This is a genomic window from Bradyrhizobium uaiense (genome assembly GCF_010811875.1).
Taxonomy (GTDB): Bacteria; Pseudomonadota; Alphaproteobacteria; order Rhizobiales; family Xanthobacteraceae; genus Bradyrhizobium; species Bradyrhizobium uaiense.
Genome location: NZ_VKHP01000445.1, coordinates 1 through 2,625 on the forward strand (window position 1 = coordinate 1; position 2,625 = coordinate 2,625).

The 2,625-nt window shown below is 59.3% G+C and carries 2 protein-coding genes; both read right to left on the minus strand.

Annotated features, from left to right (window positions below; translation table 11 throughout):
• On the minus strand, positions 1-478 hold a 478-nt coding region (locus FNJ47_RS45505; RefSeq protein ID WP_163163254.1), incomplete at its 3' end, for an FAD-dependent oxidoreductase.
• Between the two features lie 1,383 nt (positions 479-1,861).
• Positions 1,862-2,625, minus strand: a 764-nt coding sequence (locus FNJ47_RS45510) for a HoxN/HupN/NixA family nickel/cobalt transporter (protein WP_163163256.1), incomplete at its 5' end; no start/stop codon positions are given.

Genomic DNA, 2,625 nt, shown 5'->3' on the forward strand with positions numbered 1-2,625 from the left:
CGCGCGTCGCGTGCAGATAGGCATTGTGGTTGAGCTGGATGAAGGGTTCCAGCGTCACGTTGAGCCGACGGCAGTAATCGAGCAGCGCGCGATGATGATAGGGAATCCGCCACGGGCCGGGATTGAGATAGAGCCCCTGCTCGAACTGGCAGGTCTGCCTGAAGCCGCCAAGCTCGGTAAAGCTGTCACCGCCGCGGATCGACCAGTTGCGGCCGCCGGCGCGGCCGTTGAATTCGAGGATCTGGACCCTGTAGCCGGCCTTGCGCAGTTCGAGCGCCGCCGTCATCCCGGCAAGACCAGCGCCAAGAATCAGCACGGAAGCGCCCTTCACGTCGCCCGCGAGCTTGAGCGGCCCCTTGTAGGCGGACTCGGATGCGAAGCCGAGGCTCATCATCGCCTGATACATCGCCGAGCTGCCGGCGATGGTCCCGATCAGCGCGAGCAGATCCCGCCGCCTGATCCCAGATTCATTCTGCACCTGCGTCCACCCCTCCAACTCGTGCGATCAGTTCCGAGAAAGTGCGCACGCTGCAGCGCAGACTGGTGGCGCTGCCGCGGTGCGCCTCCGAGATCGTCTTCGATTGTCCCATTCCCACATTGGTCGTGTACCGCGTCGATCGTCGTCGATAAAAAAATCATAGCTATCTATCCGCAGTCCTGAGGTAGGCAGGCCGATCCGCGGTCGCTTCAAATGCAGGAGCTGGTCAGTACACCTGAGTTGATGAACCAACGTCTGGTCACCTCTAGCGACGATTAGCGAGCCGTCGATCAGAGCTCGACGCGTCGAAAACGCGGACGTTTCGTTCCTCGAGGCGCTTGCCGGACATGTATAGCCGTTCGACGGAAAACGAAGCAGTTGATCACGCGGCACGAGTCCCTTGAGCGACTTCTTAAGCATTCGACTGAGTCTGTTGTGCACCAGCAAGAGCGATGCCAACATTTCACGACATCGAAAGGCGGAGAAGCGGAGTAGCCCAGATGTGCGGTAGGCCAGACGATGACTGATGTCCTCAGAGGTGTTGCCGCTCTTTCATCGGCGACGCTCGGCTCAATATCGGAAGTTTCTGGTTCTAGTCCCACGACCAAGCCACTCCGCCGGCGATTGCGGACACAGCGAACCAGTGGAGCGCCGGGACTAACCGCGCTTGGCCATGGAGCGCAAATGCAGTTTTGAACGCCTGCAATCGGCCATTTCGATGTCGCTTTTGGGCCGGCGGTATTGAACCCGACATTGTTCGATGTCAGACGCACGGAGCTAATGACGCCGAAGACGCGCGATAATTAGCTCGATCTTGTCCATCATGTGCAACGATAGTCGCGTCGGCCGAACGCGGACCGTCGCAGTTGCCCTCTTGCATCGGACAGCTGAGGATTGCGGCATTGGCATGCTCGCCTTCTTGGTCAGCCACGGCTTCGGTCGCGCCGGCGACACCAGTCACGCAGCTTGCGTGCTTGAAGCCGTTTGTCATAGCCATTTTTCTTGATGACGACCGTCACGATCCAACCGTCTACCTTGCTGTGCTTTGGAACGCGCATCCGCCTGATGTCGTTTGTACCGGTGCCCCTGCAGCTCGGGAGCCACCAGACATAATGTCTACTATCAACGATGAGGGACAGCTGTGGCATTCGTTGAGCCAAATGGCCTCCGCCGGACCTGGCGTGGCTCAGTTTAGCCCCGCTTGTGGCGACAATCCTATCCCCACAAAACTGTCAAGTCTGAGACTAGAGGGATCAATCATGCAGGAGCTCCTCATGCCGCATCACAACGAGCGGAGACTCGTCGACCGAGATGCTTTCGCGCATCGGGTCGCGCATAAGCTTGGAGGCCTCTGCGTGCCGAAGCCCATCTGGTTGTATGAGTTCACCCCGGCTTGAGCGGCTTTTCGAGTCCTTGCCAGCGATAGATCGCAAATGACAGCGCCCAACTGGCCAGGAAGATGCCGACCACGAGATAGCCGAAATTGGCCAAGCTCCCGTTGAGATCGTCCACTGCGCTCCAGAAGGTGCCTTCAAGCGCCAATTTGTTGGCGAGCAGGCCGAGTACCTCGATGCCGCCGATCAGCAGCGCCACGACGACTGAGATGGCCGTAATGGTCAGATTGTACCAGATCTTGCGGATCGGATTGAGGAAAGCCCAGCCATACGCGCCGACCATCAAGACGCTGTCGGTCGTATCGACGAGCATCATGCCTGCGGTGAAGAGAGCCGGAAATATCATTACCGTACTGAAGTCCAGCCCTCCCGAAGCCTGCCCGGCTGCGACGGTGAAAAGGCTGATTTCCGTCGCGGTATCGAATCCGAGGCCGAACAACAGACCGATCGCAAACATCTGCCAGCTCGCCGTCACCATGCGAAACAGCGGGCACAAGAGCCGGGACAGCAAGCCACGACCGGACAGAAGCAGATCGAACTCATGCTTTCCGATGTGTTCGCCACGCCGCGCAAGCTGAAAGATCAGCCAGACATCACGTAGGATCACAAGGTGGATGGCGCCAATCGTCAGACCGAAGAAGGCCGATGGACCGGAGCCGATGCTGCTGCCAAACGCCCGGAACTCCTGGAACCCGATATGCAGCGCGAGGACCGCAGCAGCGTGGGCGACGACGGGAACTCGTACCGCAATGG